General features: G+C 65.0%; 14 protein-coding genes. 5 read left to right on the top strand and 9 right to left on the bottom strand.

Features of this window, described 5'->3' with window-relative positions; translation table 11 throughout:
* Positions 1-40: 40 nt before the first annotated feature.
* The 4 genes from ACQY8M_RS09130 (at position 41) to ACQY8M_RS09115 (ending at position 5050) form a co-directional block, all read left to right on the top strand.
* The gene (locus ACQY8M_RS09130; RefSeq protein ID WP_428671050.1) at positions 41-1882 is read left to right on the top strand and encodes an alpha/beta hydrolase domain-containing protein; all 1842 of its coding nucleotides are present in this window, start codon (positions 41-43) and stop codon (positions 1880-1882) included.
* Positions 1882-2646 carry an alpha/beta fold hydrolase gene (locus ACQY8M_RS09125; protein WP_428671048.1) on the top strand — a complete coding sequence of 255 codons (765 nt, stop codon included), beginning with the start codon at positions 1882-1884 and terminating at the stop codon, positions 2644-2646. Before ACQY8M_RS09130 ends, ACQY8M_RS09125 begins: the two co-directional genes overlap by 1 nt.
* A gap of 104 nt (positions 2647-2750) precedes the next feature.
* Positions 2751-3815, top strand: coding sequence for a ketopantoate reductase family protein (locus tag ACQY8M_RS09120; protein WP_428671046.1), 1065 nt, complete (start codon positions 2751-2753; stop codon positions 3813-3815).
* Between the two features lie 122 nt (positions 3816-3937).
* Positions 3938-5050 (top strand): endonuclease/exonuclease/phosphatase family protein, encoded by a 1113-nt coding sequence (locus tag ACQY8M_RS09115; RefSeq protein ID WP_428671044.1) that lies wholly within the window; start codon positions 3938-3940, stop codon positions 5048-5050.
* Positions 5051-5062: 12 nt separating this feature from the next.
* Here the strand turns inward: ACQY8M_RS09115 and ACQY8M_RS09110 are convergent, their stop codons facing one another.
* The 9 genes from ACQY8M_RS09110 to ACQY8M_RS09070 all read right to left on the bottom strand — a co-directional run bounded on the left by ACQY8M_RS09110 (position 5063) and on the right by ACQY8M_RS09070 (position 15028).
* Positions 5063-5566 carry a flavin reductase family protein gene (locus ACQY8M_RS09110; protein WP_428671042.1) on the bottom strand — a complete coding sequence of 168 codons (504 nt, stop codon included), beginning with the start codon at positions 5564-5566 and terminating at the stop codon, positions 5063-5065.
* Positions 5567-5712: 146 nt separating this feature from the next.
* On the bottom strand, positions 5713-7329 hold the full coding sequence (locus ACQY8M_RS09105) for a GMC family oxidoreductase (protein ID WP_428671040.1): 1617 nt from the start codon (positions 7327-7329) through the stop codon (positions 5713-5715).
* Positions 7330-7366: 37 nt separating this feature from the next.
* A complete protein-coding gene (locus tag ACQY8M_RS09100; RefSeq protein ID WP_428671038.1) occupies positions 7367-8998 on the bottom strand; it encodes a GMC family oxidoreductase in 1632 nt (543 codons plus the stop codon).
* 54 nt (positions 8999-9052) lie between these two features.
* Positions 9053-10024, bottom strand: coding sequence for an ABC transporter ATP-binding protein (locus tag ACQY8M_RS09095; protein ID WP_428671036.1), 972 nt, complete (start codon positions 10022-10024; stop codon positions 9053-9055).
* Positions 10017-11006, bottom strand: coding sequence for an ABC transporter ATP-binding protein (locus tag ACQY8M_RS09090; RefSeq protein ID WP_428671034.1), 990 nt, complete (start codon positions 11004-11006; stop codon positions 10017-10019). Before ACQY8M_RS09090 ends, ACQY8M_RS09095 begins: the two co-directional genes overlap by 8 nt.
* Positions 11003-11896 (bottom strand): ABC transporter permease, encoded by an 894-nt coding sequence (locus ACQY8M_RS09085; RefSeq protein ID WP_428671032.1) that lies wholly within the window; start codon positions 11894-11896, stop codon positions 11003-11005. The genes ACQY8M_RS09090 and ACQY8M_RS09085 overlap by 4 nt, the downstream gene beginning before the upstream one ends.
* A gap of 4 nt (positions 11897-11900) precedes the next feature.
* Entirely contained in the window at positions 11901-12845 is a 945-nt protein-coding gene (locus ACQY8M_RS09080) for an ABC transporter permease (protein WP_428671030.1), read from the bottom strand.
* 134 nt (positions 12846-12979) lie between these two features.
* Entirely contained in the window at positions 12980-14581 is a 1602-nt protein-coding gene (locus tag ACQY8M_RS09075) for an ABC transporter substrate-binding protein (protein WP_428671028.1), read from the bottom strand.
* Between the two features lie 87 nt (positions 14582-14668).
* Positions 14669-15028, bottom strand: a complete 360-nt coding sequence (locus tag ACQY8M_RS09070; protein WP_428671026.1) for a VOC family protein — start codon at positions 15026-15028, stop codon at positions 14669-14671.
* Between the two features lie 74 nt (positions 15029-15102).
* Between ACQY8M_RS09070 and ACQY8M_RS09065 the strand changes: the two genes are divergently transcribed.
* Positions 15103-15888, top strand: coding sequence for an HpcH/HpaI aldolase family protein (locus ACQY8M_RS09065; RefSeq protein ID WP_428671024.1), 786 nt, complete (start codon positions 15103-15105; stop codon positions 15886-15888).
* Positions 15889-15904 lie beyond the last annotated feature (16 nt).

Raw genomic sequence — 15904 nt, 5'->3', positions numbered from 1 at the left:
TCCCCCGCGGGCGGGGGAGGAACTCTAAGAGGATGACAGCGTGATTGTTTCCGTCGAAATCCAGACCATCGAGCCGCTGGCCGACAGCGCCCCGTTCGGTGCGACCGGCGCCTACGAGCGCGTGATCGGCGTCGCGAAGGGCGAGGTCGATCCCAACGCGCCCGGCAACAAGGGCATCGCGTTGATTGACAAGGCGCCGCGCAACGAGCGCGGCAGGGTCGAGTACATCACCGACATCTTCGTCCTGCGGCCCAAGGACCCCGCGAAAGGCAATGGCCGCCTCCTGTACGAAGTGAACAATCGCGGGCGCAAGATGCTGTTCGGCAATATCGCCGACGGGCCGCAGGGCGTGAACGATCCCAAGACGATGGCGGATGTCGGCAACGGTTTTCCGATGCGCAGGGGCTGGACGATCGTCTGGTCCGGCTGGGATCCCGATGCACCGCGCGCCAACAAGGGGCTCGGGCTGACCGCACCGGTCGCGACCGACAACGGCAAGCCGATCGTCCAGACGGTGCGCGAGGAGTGGGTGTCCGGCACGCGCGGCGGCGCGCTGGAAAGCTTCAAGCTCAGCTACGAGGCGGCCTCACAGGACCAAGGCAGCGCGATGCTGACGGTGCGCGGACGCGCGTCGGATCCTCCGCAACCGGTGCCTGCCGACCAGTGGGCCTTCGTCGACGGCAAGTCGATCAAGCTCAAGGACAAGGCCAAACCGGGCTTCCTCTATGAATTCACCTACGAGGCCAGGAACCCGAAGGTGCAGGGTCTGGGCTTCGCCGCCACGCGCGATTTCGTGAGCTGGCTGAAGCACGATCCCAAGGCGATCGAGGTCACCGGCCGCCCGGTCAGCCATGCGCTGGCCATCGGCTTCTCGCAGGCAGGACGCTATCTCCGCCATCACATCACGGCCGGCTTCAATCGCGACGAGCAGGGCCGCAAGGTCTTCGACGGCATCCACAGCCACATCGCGGGCGTCGGGCGGCTGTTCTTCGACATGCCGTTCAGCCAGCCGGCGCGCACCAACACCCAGCACGAGGACCACACCTTCCCCGAGAGCTGGTTCCCCTTCTCGACCGCGACGCTCGAGGATCCGCTGACCAAGCAGAAGGGCTCGGTGCTGCGCGGCGACGGCAGCGATCCGCTGCTGATCGAGACCAACACCTCGACCGAGTATTGGCAAAAAGGCGCGTCCCTGCTGACCACCGATCCGCTCGGTACAAGGGACGTGGCGCTGCCGGATAACAGCCGCGTCTACATGATTGCCGGCACGCAGCATGGCGGCCGTGCCGGGGCAACCACCGACGCAGGTCCCAACGTCAATCCGCGCAACCCACACAATCCGATGCCCGCGGTGCGCGCGCTGCTTGTGGCGCTCGACGAGTGGGTGGTATCCGGCAAGGCCCCGCCCCCCAGCCGTGTACCGACGCTGAGCGACGGCACACTGGTCGACCCCGACAAGACCGGCTTTCCGGCGATCGAAGGCGCGGCGATCGTGAAGATGACCAACCAGGTGGCACCGGCTGGCGACTGGGTGAAGCCCAAGGCTCCGGAACGCGCATACCGCACGATGGTGAGCAGGGTCGATCCGGACGGCAACGAAGTGGCCGGCATCCGCCTGCCCGACATCGCCGTGCCGCTGGCTGCCTATACCGGCTGGAACGAATACAAGGCGCCGTATCCGGCGGGTGAGATCGCCGACCGCGACGGCAGCTACTTCGCCTTCCCGGCCGCCAAGATCGCCCAGCGCTACAAGAACCGCGCCGACTATGTCGCCAAGGTGCAGGAAGCGGTGGACACGCTGAAGAAGGACCGCCTGCTGCTGCAGGAGGATGCCGACAAGTTTCTCGAGAAGGCACGCAACGAGAGTCGCGTGAATCCCTGATGGCCAAGCTCGACCGCAACGGCGTCGCGATCCACTACGAGGTCCACGGAAGCGGGCCGACCATCCTGCTGAGCCACGGCTACAGCTCGACGTCGCGCATGTGGGACGACCAGGTCGCGGCGCTCAAGGACCGCTATCAGGTCGTCGTCTGGGACTTCCGCGGCCACGGCGAGTCGGACTATCCAAAGGATGGCGCGCAATATTCCGAGGCGCTGACGGTCGGTGACATGCTGGCGCTGCTCGACCTGGTGGGCGCAAAGAAGGCGATCGTCGCCGGCCTGTCGCTCGGCGGCTACATGTCGCTCGCCTTCAACGCCAGTCATCCCGACAGGGTGCGGGCGCTGATGCTGTTCGACACCGGCCCGGGCTTCAAGAAGGACGAGGCGCGCGCGAAATGGAACGAGACGGCGCATCAGCGCGCCGCCGACTTCGATGCGCGCGGCCTCACCGCGCTCAATTCCTCGGACGAGGTCAGGCTGACCCGCCATCGCGACGCCACCGGCCTCGCCGGCTCGGCGCGCGGCATGCTCGCGCAGGAGAACGACCGGGTGATCCAGTCGCTCGACAGGATCACCGTGCCGACGCTGGTGCTGGTCGGCGCCAATGACACCAACTTCCTCGCCGCCACCGATTACATGGCGGCCAAGATCAAGGGATCGACCAAGGTGGTCATCCCCGACGCGGGCCACGCAGCCAACCTGCACCAGCCCGCCCTTTTCAATCAGGCAGTCGAGGCTTTCCTCGCCGGGCTGCCGGCAGCGTAGAATCGTGTCATCCCGAGCGCAGCGAGGGATCCATGCGCCGTAGCATAGATCCCTCGCTGCGCTCGGGATGACACCGGGAACGGAACAAACAATAGGAGAGCGAGATGGGCAAGCGCATTGCAGTCGTCGGTGTCGGCGCGCTGGGTGGATATGTCGGCGGATGGCTCGCCCATACCGGCGAGGACGTCACGCTGATCGACTTCTGGCCGGAGAACATCGAGACCATCCGCAGCAGGGGCCTCTCGCTCGACGGCGTCACGCCGGAGGAGAAGGTCACGGTCAAGAACGCCAAGACCATGCATCTCACCGAGATGGAAGCGCTGTCGCGCCAGAAGCCGATCGACATCGCCTTCGTGTCGATGAAGTCCTACGACACCGAATGGGCGACGGCACTGATCAAGCAATACCTGGCGCCGGACGGCTTCGTGGTGTCGCTGCAGAACTGCCTGAACGAGGAGCGCATCGCCAACCAGGTCGGCTGGGGCAAGACGGTGGGCATGATCGCCTCGCTGATCTCGGTCGACATGTACGAGCCGGCCACCATCCGCCGCACCGTCGCCAAGGGTGGAGACAAGCACACCGTGTTCCGCGTCGGCGAGGTCCATGGCCGCATCACCAAGCGGGTCGAGGAGCTGCGCGACATGGTGGGCCGTATCGATTCGGCCAAGACCACGACCAATCTCTGGGGCGAGCGCTGGTCGAAGCTCTGCCAGAACGGCATGAAGAACGGCGTCTCGGCGGCGACCGGCCTCACCGGCGCGGACTGCGACCGCAACGACGCGATCCGCCGCTTCTCGATCAAGCTCGGCGGCGAGGCGGTGCGGGTCGGCCAGGCGCTTGGCTACCACATCGAGAAGATCGGCAAGTTCGAGCCCGAGCAACTGGCCAAGGCGAGCGAGGGCGACAAGACCGCGCTCGACGAGGTCGAGGCGATCCTGCGGCCCGGCTCCAACACCAACCCCAACCCGCGCGCCGACATCCAGCGCCCGTCGATGGCCCAGGACATCCGCAAGGGCCGCCGCACCGAGATCGAGTTCATGAACGGCTACATCGCCGAGCGCGGCGCCTATATCGGCGTGCCCGCGCCGACCCACACCAAGCTCACCGAGATCGTGAAGAAGGTCGAGCGCAAGGAAGTCGCCGCGGCGCCGGCGCTGCTCGGCGGCTAAACCGAAGCGGCCGGCGGCACGAGTGCGGCTGTCGGACTGTTGCACTGATATGACACTTGCGCCTCCTGGTTGCGAGGCGCAGCCTTTGTTCTTCTGCATGACCGCAGGAGACGGAGGCAGTCATGAAGGTCGCCAGCTACAATCTCGAGAACCTGTTCATGCGGCCGGTCGTCATGAACCAGCAGGGCCAGGCCGCCGGCAAAGCCGCCCTGCAGGCGCATGCAACACTCAACGCCATCCTGAGCAAGACGGCCTACAGCGCCGCCGACAAGAAACGCATCATTGCGCTCCTCAAGGAACTCAAGCTCGACAAGAAGGACGACGGTGGCCCGTACGCCCTACTGCGCCAGAACCGCGGGCATCTGCTGAAGCGGCCCCGGTCGGGCGGCATCGAGGTGGTGGCCAATGGCCGCGGCGACTGGATCGGCTTTGTCGAGCTGAAGCGCGAGGAGGTGAACGAGGTGGCGACGGTCAATACCGCCCGCGTCATCAACGACGTCGACGCCGATATCCTGGGCGTCATCGAGGCGGAGAGCCGCCCCGCCCTGCTGCGCTTCTCTCAGAACGTGATCGGCAAGGTGCTGGGCGGCAGGCCCTACGCCCATGCCATGCTGATCGACGGCAATGACGACCGCGGCATCGACGTCGCGATCCTGACCCGCGACGGCTACGACATCCTGTCGATCAACAGCCATGTCGACGACATGGACGACACCGGCCGGATCTTCAGCCGCGACTGCGCGCAGTTCGAGATCGCCACGCCACACGGCACGCCGGTTCACGTGCTGGTCAACCATTTCAAAAGCAAGGGCTACGGTACCGCGGCGGACTCCAACGAAAAGCGCCGGCGCCAGGCAGCAAGGGTCAAGGCGATCTACGATAAGCTCCGGCAGACACAAGAGCTGGTCGCGGTGCTGGGCGATCTCAACGACACGCCGGACAGCAAGCCGCTCGCACCGCTGATCGACGGCACCGACCTCAAAGACGTGAGCAAGCACGCCAATTTCAACGACGACGGCCGTCCCGGCACCTACGCCAATGGAACCGCCGGCAACAAGATCGACTACATCCTGCTGTCGCCGGCGCTGTTCGCGAACATCAAGAGCGCCGGCGTCGAACGGCGGGGCGTTTGGGGCGGCGTCAACGGCACGCTGTTCCCGCATTATCCGGAAGTGACGAAGGCCGCCGAAGCGGCGTCGGATCACGCCGCAATCTGGGCCGACATCGAGCTCTAGGCCCGACGAGGGCTATCCGCCGTAGAAGACGTTGTCGCCGAGTTCCTTCATCTCGAGGATCGCGGCGTCCGGGCGGCCAGTGAACGGCTTGGCTTGATGTGCCTCGATCACCTCGCCGACCACGATGTGATGGTCGCCCTGCTCGACGATCGAGGTAACCTTGCATTCGACCGCGCCGGGTGCCACGTCGAGCAACGGCGCACCGGTCGTGCCCTTGCGGTAGGCCTGCCCGCTGATCTTGCCGTCGGCGACGGCGGCCGGCTTGAAGAAGGTGAAGGCGAGTCCCTTGTGCTCCTTGCCCAGCATGTTGAGGGCGAAGGTCCCGGCGTCCTTGAGCACCTTGTAGGCGCCCGAGTCGGTCTTCACGCCAACCACGACCAGCGGCGGCGCGAAGGCCGTCTGGGTCACCCAGTTCACCGTGGCGGCGGCGACATTGCCCTTTCCGTCATCGGCAGTGAGCACGTAGATCCCGTAGGGAATCATCCGCAGGACGGCTTTCTTGGCATCGGCGTTCATTGACTTCCTCCTATTGCCTGTGACGTTCGTTCATCGCGTCGAGAAAGCTGGGAGCGCGGCTCTCCAGAGCCGCTCATGCGATTGGGTTCATCGGAAGAAAGAGCGGCTCTGGAGAGCCGCGCTCCCAGCGGACAGAAGGTATTCCTCTAAGCGGCGAGCTTCACGCCTGACTTGGCGTCTTCCTTGATCATATCGGCGCCCTTCTCGGCGATCATGATCGTCGGCGCGTTGGTGTTGCCCGACGGAACGGTCGGCATGATCGAGGCGTCGATCACGCGCAGGCCGGCGATGCCGTGCACCCGCAGGCGGTCGTCGACTACCGCCATCGGATCGCTGCCCATCTTGCAGGTGCCGACGACGTGGAAGGTCGTCTGGCCGGTGCGGCGGGCATAGTCGATCCACTCGTCATAGCCCTGCACCTTCTCGCCCGGTCCGGTCTCGAAGGCGACGTACTTGGCGATCGCCGGCTGCTGCATGATCGCGCGGGCCATCTGCATCCCCGCCACCGCGGCATCGCGGTCGATCCGGGCTGACAGGAAGTTCGGCCGGATCGCCGGTTCGGCTCCCGGCGTCGCCGACTTGATGTGGATCGTGCCGCGCGACTCGGGCCGGCACTGGCCGAGGATCACGGTAAAGCCGGGCTCGTTCTCCAGCATCCGCCTCTTGGCGACCTCGTAGCTGGCCGGCAGCACGTGCATCTGCATGTCGGGCGTCTCGAGGCCGGGGCGGGTTCGTACGAAGCCGCACACCATGCCGGCGTTGTAGGTGAGCACGCCCGAGCGCGTGGTGTAGTACTGGGCGATCGCCTTCAGGAGCTGCAGCCCGCGCGTCTGCTCGTTCAGGCTGATCGGCTGGTTGATGCGGTATTTGACCCGCGGTGCGAAGTGATCGCCATAGTTCTCGCCGACACCCTTCAGCTCGTGATTCACCGCGATGCCGTGCTTGCGTAGCAGCTCGGGCTGGCCGATGCCCGAATGCTCCAGCACGCCGGGCGACTGCACGGCGCCGCACGACACGATGACCTCGCGGCCGGCGCGCGCCTCGCGCTTCTGGCCGCGCGCAGTATAGGCCACGCCGACCGCGCGCTTGCCTTCGAGCAGGACCTTGTCGGTCAGCGCCTCGGTCTCGATCCGGAGGTTGGGCCGCGACCGGGCCGGGTCGAGGAAGGCGCGCGCCGCCGACCAGCGCTTGCCGTTCTTGATCGTGACCTGGAAGTAGTTGAAGCCGTCCTGGATGCCGCTGTTGTAGTCCGCGTTTCGCGGATAGCCCGCCTGTTCGGCCGCCTCGAGGAAGGCGTCGCACAGCACGTGGCGCTCGTGCATCTCGCCGACATGCAGGGGGCCGCCCTTGCCGCGGCTGTCGTCACCCTTGCCCGAGAAGTGCTCGGACTTCTTGAAATAGGGCAGCACGTTCTCATACGACCAGCCGCGGTTGCCGAGCTGCCTCCAGGTGTCGTAGTCGAGCGGCTGGCCGCGCACATAGACCATGCCGTTGATCGACGACGAGCCGCCCAATGTCTTGCCGCGCGGACAGGGGATGCGCCGGCCGGCCATGCCCTCTTCCGCCTCCATCTCGAAGTTCCAGTTATAGGTCTTGTGATCGAAGAGCTTGGTGAAGCCCGCCGGGATGTCGATCCACATCGACTTGTCGGCCGGTCCCGCCTCGAGCAGCAGCACCTTGGTGTTGGGATCCTCGCTCAGCCGGTTGGCCAGAACGCAGCCGGCCGAGCCGGCACCGACGATGATATAGTCCCACTCGGCCATCGGTCCCTCCTTCGCGCCCTCGCGGGCGGCGCGCGCCCTACGCCGCGAGCTTCACCCCGGCCTTGGCGTCTTCCTTGATCATGTCGGCGCCCTTCTCGGCCACCATGATCGTCGGCGCGTTGGTATTGCCCGACGGCACGGTCGGCATGATCGAGGCGTCGATCACGCGCAGTCCGGCGATGCCATGGACCCGCAGCCTGTCGTCGACCACGGCCATCGGATCGCTGCCCATCTTGCAAGTGCCGATGACGTGGTAGGTCGTCTGGCCGTTGCGGCGAGCGAAGTCGAGCCACTCGTCATAGCTCTGCACCTTGTCGCCCGGGTTGTTCTCGAAGGCGATGTAGCGCGCGATCTTCGGATTCTGCACGATCTTCCGTGCGATCTGCATGCCCGCCACGGTGGCCTCGCGGTCGGTCTGGGCCGACAGGAAGTTCGGCCGGATCGCGGGCTCGGTGCCCGGCGTCGCCGACTTGATGTGGATCGAGCCGCGCGAGTCCGGCCGGCACTGACCGATCACGACCGTCATGCCGGGCTCCTTCTCCAGCTCGCGCTTCTGCGCCGTGTCGTAGCTGGCGTGCGCCATGTGGAACTGCATGTCCGGCGCCTCGAGGCCCGGCCGCGTGCGCACGAAGCCATAGACCACGCCGGCCGTCAGGCTGAGCGCGCCCTTGCCCGTGGCGTAATACTTGAGCACCTCGCGGACGAGGTTGAGGCCTCGCGTCGACTGGTTCAGGGTGACCATGTCCTTCACCCGCCAGTTCATGCGCGGCGCGAAGTGGTCGCCGTAATTCTCGCCGACGCCCTTCAGCTCGTGCTTCACCGCGATGCCGTATTTCTTCAGCAGCTCGGGCTGGCCGATGCCGGAATGCTCCAGCACGCCGGGCGACTGCACCGAGCCGCACGATACGATGACCTCGCGATTGACCCGCGCCTCGCGCTTCTGGCCGTGCACGCTGTAGGCCACGCCGACCGCGCGCTTGCCGTCGAGGATGATGTTGTGGACCAGCGCGTCGGTCTCGATCTTGAGGTTCGGCCGGCTGCGCGCCGGGTCGAGGAAGGCGCGCGCCGTCGACCAGCGTTTGCCCTTCTTCATCGTCACCTGGTAGTAGCCGAAGCCTTCCTGGTTGCCGTTGTTGTAGTCCTTGTTCCTCTGGAAGCCGGTCGCCTCGGCCGCGTCGATGAAGGCGTCGCAGAGCGGATGGCCTTCGCTCATGTGAGCGACATTCAGCGGACCGCCCTTGCCGCGGCTGTCGTCGCCGTCGCCCTCGAAATGCTCCGACTTCTTGAAATAGGGCAGAATCGACGAGTAGGACCAGCCGCGATTGCCGAGCTGGCCCCAGGTGTCGTAGTCGAGCGGTTGGCCGCGCACGTAGAGCATGCCATTGATCGAAGAGGAGCCGCCGAGCGCCCGGCCGCGCGGGCAGGGAATGCGCCGGCCGGCGACGTTGTCCTCGGCCTCCATCTCGAAATTCCAGTTGAACTTGTCGTGGTTCAGGAGCTTGGTGAAGCCGGCGGGGATGTCGATCCACATCGACTTGTCCTGCGGCCCCGCCTCGAGCAGCAGCACCTTGACGTTTGCATTCTCGCTCAGCCGGTTGGCCAGCACGCAGCCTGCCGAGCCGCCGCCTACGACGATGTAATCCCAATCGGCCACGTATTCCTCCCTCATATTCCTCTCCCCTGGCGGGGGAGAGGTGATCGAGGGCATCTTAGCGCAAGCGGCTTAGCGCAAATGACAGGAAACGTGATGCCCGGGTGCAATTTCGCGCAGCAAAGGCGTCTCGACCTTGCAGCGCGCGATCGCATAGGGGCAGCGGGTGTGGAAGTGGCAGCCTGAGGGCGGATTGACCGGGCTCGGCACATCGCCCTGCAGCACCCGCTTCTGGCGCTTGATCGCGGGGTCGGGCACCGGCACGGCCGAGAGCAGCGCCTCGGTATAGGGGTGCTGCGGCCGGACGAAGATCGAGCGGGTGTCGGCATACTCGACGATCCGGCCGAGATACATCACCGCAATGCGGTGGCTGATATGCTCGACCACGGCGAGATTGTGCGAGATGAACAGGTAGCTGAGCTGCCGCTCGCGCTGCAGGTCCTGCAAGAGGTTGATGACCTGCGCCTGAATCGAGACGTCGAGAGCGGAGACCGGCTCGTCCCCCACGATCAGCTTGGGCCCCAGCGCCAGCGCCCGGGCGATGCCGATGCGCTGCCGCTGGCCGCCTGAGAATTGATGCGGGTAGTTGGCCATCTGCGCCGTCCGCAATCCGACGCGCGCAAACAGAGCAGCCACCTGGTCCTGGCGTTCCTTGCTGCCCTTGACCCCGTGCACGTAGAGCGGCTCGCCGACGATGTCGCCCGCCGTCATGCGCGGATTGAGGGAGGAGAACGGATCCTGGAAGATGATCTGCATCTGCTGCCGGAACGGCCGCAGCTCTTTCTTGCTGAGCGGGGCGATGTCCTGGCCCAACATCTTCACGACACCGCCGGTCGGCTCGATCAGGCGCAGGATGGCGCGGCCGGCGGTCGACTTGCCGCAGCCCGATTCGCCGACCAGGCCGAGCGTCTCGCCTTCGTTGATGGTGAAGCTGATGCCGTCGACGGCATAGACGTGCCCCACCGTGCGGCGCAGCAGGCCCTTCTTTACCGGGAAGTGCTTCTTGAGGCCGGTGACCTCGAGGACGGGAACGGGCTCAGCCATGGGGGTGCCAGCACGCGGCCCAATGGCCCGGCTGCTTCTGTTCATAGGAAGGCCGCTCACGGCGACAATGATCGTCCGCCTTCGGGCAGCGCGGCGCGAAGGCACAGCCTTCGGGCAGCGCGAACAGAGGCGGCACGATGCCCGGAATCTCCTGCAATCGGTCGGTCTCGACCCGGTCGGCGCCGCGCAGCAGGTCGAGCCGCGGGATCGAGGCCATCAGGCCCACCGTGTAGGGATGCAGCGGACGGGCGAACAGCTCGCCGACCGTGGCTTCCTCGACCTTGCGGCCGGCATACATGACGATCACCCGCCGTGCCGTCTCGGCCACCACGCCGAGATCATGGGTGATCAGGATCACGGCGGCGCTGAACTCACGCTGAAGCTCGACGATCAATTCGAGGATCTGGGCCTGGATGGTGACGTCGAGCGCGGTGGTCGGCTCGTCGGCGATCAGCACCTTGGGATTGCAGGCCAGCGCCATGGCGATCATGGCGCGCTGGCGCATGCCGCCGGAAAGCTGGTGCGGATATTCCTTCGCGCGCTGCACAGGCTCGGGGATCTTCACCAGGTCGAGCATCTCGACCGAACGCTTCCACGCCGCCTTTTTGTCCATGTCGCGGTGCAGGATCAGCGCCTCGCTGATCTGCTTGCCGATGGTCATCACCGGATTGAGCGAGGTCATCGGCTCCTGGAAGATCATCGAGATCTCGTTGCCGCGGACCTTGCGCATCTCCTCGTGGCTGAGCTTCAGCAGGTCCTTGCCGCCGAGCTTGATCGTGCCCGAGACGATGCGGCCGGGCGGGTCGGGGATCAGGCGCATCAGCGAGAGCGCGGTCATGCTCTTGCCGCAGCCCGACTCGCCCACGATGGCCAGCGTCTCGCCCGACGCCACGTTGAAGCTCACGCCGTCCACCGCCTTGACGATGCCTTGCCGCGTATAGAACCAGGTGCCGAGGTCTTCGACTTCGAGCAAATCCGTCATGAACGCTGCCGCGGGTCGAGAATATCACGCAAGGCGTCACCTAGCAGGTTGGTGCCGAACACGGTCAGGCTGATCGCGACACCGGGGAAGATCACCAGCCACGGCGCGGTGCGCACGTACTCGGCGGCCGACTCCGACAGCATGCGGCCCCAGGACGGATGCGGCTCGGGGATGCCGAGACCGAGGAACGACAACGACGCCTCGGTCAGGATGGCCGAGCCGAGCTGCGCCGTCGCCAGCACGATCAGCGGCGCCAGCGTGTTGGGCAGCACGTGGCGCACCGCGATGCGCAGCTCGCCCATGCCGACCGCCTTGGCCGCCTCGATGAAAGGCTGCTCACGCAACGACAAGGTCGAGGACCGCACGACGCGCGCGACCGTCGGCACCAGCGGGATGGCGATGGCAATGATAGTGTTCTTCAGCGACGGTCCCAGCGAGGCCGCCATCACGATCGCCATCACCAGCAGCGGCAGGGCCTGCATGATATCGAGCAGGCGCTGCACGATGAGGTCGAACCAGCCGCCGAGATAGCCGCTGGCCAGTCCGATGCTGATCCCGATCAGGGCGCCCAAACTCATGGCTCCGGCACCGACCGCGAGCGAGATCCGCGCGCCGTGCACGATGCGGCTGTACATGTCGCGGCCCATGAAGTCGGCGCCCAGCCAGAACAGGCTGCTCGGCGCGGCGAGCGAGTATTTGGCGTTGGTCGCCGTCGGGTCGGTCGGCGCGATGATGTCGGCGAACACTGCCGTGAAGACGAAGAGGGCGACGATGACCGCGCCGACCGCGCCCAGCGGATAGCGCCGGGTGAAGAAGATGACGCGGCTCAGCCAACCGGTGACATTGGCGCCGGCACGAGCGAGCTCGGCCTCGTGATTTATGACGGCCATGGGGTCACTCCGCGAACTTGATGCGGGGATCGAGGGCCATGTAGGCCATGTCGACCAGGAAATTGACCATGACCACCACGAAGGCGATCAGCATCACCAGGTTCTGCACGATCGGATAGTCGCGCCATAGGATAGCCTCCACCAGGAACCGCGCTACGCCCGGTATGTTGAACACCGTTTCGGTCACGATCAGACCGCCGACCAGGAATGCCGCCTCGATGCCGATGATGGTCACGACCGGCAGCAGCGCATTGCGCAGCGCATGGTCGTAGTTGACCGAGGCATTGGAGGCGCCCTTCGACCGCGCCGTGCGAACATAGTCCTGGCGCAGCACCTCGAGCATCGACGAGCGAGTCAATCGCATGATCAGCGCCGAACTTCGGAAGCCCACCACCAGGGCCGGCAAGCCGAGCATTGCGACGTCCTGCAGGAAGCCATGCGGATTGCTGTCATAGATCGGGATGGTGCCGAACCAGTGGACGGACGCCATCAGGACAAGGAGGCCGAGCCAGAAGCTTGGTAACGACAACCCGCTCAGACTTATGACCCTCAGGAAATAGTCGAGTCCCGAGTTCTGCCGCACAGCGCTGATCACGCCGAACGGCACACCGAGCAGCACGGAGATGAGCACCGCCATGCCGGCGAGCTTGGCGCTGATCGGGATGCGCGGCGCGATCTCCTCGATCGCCGGCCGCTCCGACACATAGGCGAAGCCGAGGTCGCCACGGCTGAGGCCGCCGATCCAGCTCACGTACTGCTCGGCGATCGGCCGGTCGATGCCGAGATCGCGTGCGATCTTGGCTTTCTCCTTGGGGTCGGCACCGGAGGCGTCGACCAGGATGTCGGCGATGTTTCCGGGAACCAGCCTCAGCATGACGAAGATCAGCACCGACATCCCGAACAAGGTCAGGACCATCAGCAGGAAGCGTCGGACGAGATATGACCCCATGGCGGCCCTCCTACTGCTCTGAACCGCAGGTGCTTGATGCAGTAAGCCGTGTCATCGCGGGCGAAGCGAGGGATCCAGGATCATGCAGCGCCGTAGATCCCACACTGCGCTCGGGATGACACGAGAGCTTCATCTTATTTGTCCAGCCAGATGTCTTCGAAACGCCAGCCGTTGTAGATGCTGTTCACCTGCAGCAGCACGCCCTTCACCTTGGGATCCCAGCAGGTGTTGGCGACATTGTAGCCGATGATCGGCCGCGCCACGTCGTCGGCCAGGGTCTTCTCGATTTCCCAGACCAGCTTCTTGCGCTTCTCGCGATCGACTTCCGCCGACTGCGTGTCGATCAGCTTGTCGACCTTCTCGTTCTTGTAGCGCGTGTAGTTGCGGTCCGAGGTCGAATAGTAGTTCTCATAGAAGTTCACATCCGGATCGTCGATCCCGACGCCGGTCAGGTTCATGCCGACCTGGTAGTCGCCGCGCGCCAGCTTGGTGTACCAGACGGTCGTGTCGATCGGCTCGAGCTCGCCGTCGATGTAGATCTGCTTGAGCTGGTCGATCAGGATCACCGCCGGATCGCGATAGATCGCGATGTTCCGGGTCGCGACCTTGATCTTGAGCGGCTTGTCGGGCCCGTAGCCCGCCTTCTTCATGATCTCGCGCGCCTCCGCCCGGCTCTTCTCCATATCCGGCGAATGGCCCGGCAGGCTCGGCAGCATCTCCTTGGGCATGCCCCAGAATCCCTGCGGCGGCGGCAGCATGACGGCGCCGTCGAGGTCATGCCCCTGGCTCAGGATGTCGTGGAACGCCTTGTTGTCGAGCGCGAGGACCATGGCGCGGCGGATCTCGGCGTTGTTGAACGGCTCCTTGTCGCGGTTGACCAGCAGGTTCGAGCTGACGTTGGTCGGGCGCGCCTCGCAGATGGCGTCAGGCTTGTTGGCCTTCACGTCCTTGAGCAACGGGAAGGTGACGTCCGAATCGAACGTCATGTCGAACTCGCCCGACTGGAAGCCGAGCATGCGCGTGCTGCGGTTGGGCACGATCTTCCAGTCGATGGCGTCGAGGTACGGCTTGCCCTTCTTCCAGTAGTCCGGATTTTTCACCAGCTTGATCGACTCGTTGCGCTTGAAGTCGACCACCTTGAACGGTCCGGTGCCGATCGGCTTGGACCGCATCACGCGGTCGGGCACGTGGCAGGAATAGACCGGCGAGTAGCCGCCGGCGAGCATCGTCAGGAACGACGGCTGCGGCCGGCCCAGGACGAAAGTGACCTCGAAGTCGCCGTTGGTCTTCACTTCCTTGAGGTTGGAGTACCAGAGCTTGCGCGGGTTCTTGCGGATGAGCGACTTGTCCTCCGCCGCGTGGCCGGCCAGCGAATCCCAGGTACACTTGACGTCGGCCGAGGTGAACGGCTTGCCGTCGTGCCACTTCACGCCCTGGCGCAGCTTGAAGGTGAGTTGCGTCAGGTCGGGATTGTAGGACCAGCTTTCGGCGAGTTCCGGCACGATGTGGTCAGGGCTGTTCACCTTCTCCTTCGGATCGAAGAAGACGAGATTGTTGAACACCGCCATGAAAGGCTGGTTCACCGAGATCGTCGATTCCTCGTGGATCGAGGCGCTCGGCGGATTGTCGCGATGTGAGATGCGCAGGGTGCCGCCTGCCTTTTGAGCAAGAACCGGTGACGCCGCCGTCACAAAGGCAGCACAAGACGCAGCCAGAATCGCCAAACGCATACGCATCGATTTTCCTCCCAGAACGCGAACGCTGAACTCTATTGGTCTTCTTTTTTATTGTAACGCCAGCAGACCATCTGCAACTGGCTAGCGTCAAGGCGACGCGGGCATCTTTGACGGACCCTTTAGCTCTATTTGATTTCCCTCGGGATCGTTGAAATAGACCGAGGAACCGGTCCCTTCCGCACCATAGCGCTCGAGCGTTTCGCCAATCGCAATGCCGAGCGGCGAAAGTCTGCTTTCGATCGCCACACGATCGAACGGCTCGATGCGAAAGCAGAGATGATCCATGTTGCCACCGCTCTGCGGTCGCTCCCCGAGGATCAGGTCAAGCATCGACGCGCCGGCGCGCATTTGCACGAGGCTTAGTCGCTCCAGGGTGCGCTCGACCTTGAAGCCGAGCGCCTGCTCGTAGAATTTCACCATGGCAGGCAGGTCGCGCACGCGCAGCACGACATGGTCGATCCGTTCGACATGGAATGTCATGGCGTCTAGCCTAGCGCAAAATCCACCCCGGAGGGAGAGACATGGCTCAGACAATCAACGCCGCCAAGGCACGGCTGCGCAAGGGCGAGCTGGCGCTCGGCGTCGGCATCCGCCTCGTCCGCAATGTCGATATCATCAAGATCATGAAGGCGGCCGGCTTCGACTGGCTGTTTCTCGACCTCGAGCATGGCTCGATGTCGATCGAGACGGCCTGCGAGATCTCGGTAGCGGCCCAGGACTCCGGCGTAGCGCCGATCGTGCGCGTGCCCTACGGCCAGCTCACCATGGCGACGCGCGTGCTCGACGGCGGCGCCCTCGGCATCGTGATCCCGCACGTCGACACTGCCGAGGAGGCCAAGGAGATCGCCGACAAGCTGCGCTACCCGCCGCGCGGCCACCGCTCGGTCGGCGGCAGCGAGGCGCAGTTCGATTACGCGCCGCCCCCGCTTGGCGAGATGACCAAGGCGATCGACGAGAACACGCTGGTCACGGTGATGATCGAGACGCCCAAGGCGGTCGAAAACGCCGAGGCGATCGCCGCCGTGCCGGGAATCGACTGCCTGCTGGTCGGCTCGAGTGATCTCTCCATGGAACTCGGCATCCCCGGCGACCGCGGCCATATCAAGATCCAGGAAAGCGTCGACAAGGTCGTCGCAGCCTGCGCCAAGCACGGCAAGTGGCCCGGCATGGGCGGCGCCTATTCCGACGAGCTGCTCAAGCTCTACATCGGCAAGGGCATGAAGCTCATCCTGTCCGGCAACGACATGCCGCTGATGATCGGCGCGACCAAGGCGCTGCAGAGCAGGGTAAGGGCGTTCCAGAAGTAGGATCTTTGCTGGGGGC

The sequence above is a fragment of the Reyranella sp. genome (genome assembly GCF_965279465.1).
In the GTDB taxonomy this organism is placed as follows: Bacteria; Pseudomonadota; Alphaproteobacteria; order Reyranellales; family Reyranellaceae; genus Reyranella.
This window is presented reverse-complemented; position numbering and strand designations above follow the sequence as displayed.